This window comes from Facklamia sp. HMSC062C11 (genome assembly GCF_001810675.1).
GTDB lineage: Bacteria > Bacillota > Bacilli > Lactobacillales > Aerococcaceae > Facklamia > Facklamia hominis.
In genome coordinates this window covers 1-540 of the sequence record NZ_KV802408.1, presented here as the reverse complement: position 1 = coordinate 540, position 540 = coordinate 1, and the positions used below count along the sequence as shown (strand labels likewise).

The 540-nt window shown below is 38.0% G+C and carries 1 protein-coding gene; it reads right to left on the bottom strand.

The window, feature by feature from the left end:
• Positions 1-102: 102 nt before the first annotated feature.
• Positions 103-540, bottom strand: a 438-nt coding sequence (locus HMPREF2758_RS06975) for a G5 domain-containing protein (protein WP_210384440.1), incomplete at its 5' end; no start/stop codon positions are given.

Below are 540 nucleotides of genomic sequence, written 5' to 3'. Positions count from 1 at the left end.
GTTACTTTAGAGTTTTCTATGGTGAGCGTTCTTTCTTGCTCTCCCTTTTCACCCTTCAATTCATTGCCTTCATCATCTGTGGCATATTTCCATTCACCTTTCTTAAGGGATGGGGTCTTTTCTAACTTCTACTTCAAATGGAATTTCTTCCTTAACTTTTTCAGTTCCGTTAGTCTTACCACCGATTTTCACAACTCTGTTTTGACCTTTTTCTTCTGTTTCAGAAGTTACCACTTTCTTTTGGTCCTTGTCATAAGTTGTTGTAATCGTCACCTTGCCATTTTTACCTGGGGTTACTTCTTCAGTTTTTCCAGATTCAAGATTTTCGTCATAAACATACTCGGTATTGAATGGTTTTTCTACCACTTTAGTAACTGGTTTTGTACCAACTTTTACAACACGATCAGTTGCTTCTTTAGTAGTCTTGAATTCACCTTCTTGGGTTTCCGTTACTTGGCCATCCTTGATAACAAGTGTATTTGTTCTTTCTTGTTCTCCTGGATTTCCTTCTTTGACAACTTCTTGTTGGCCAGCGTCTAG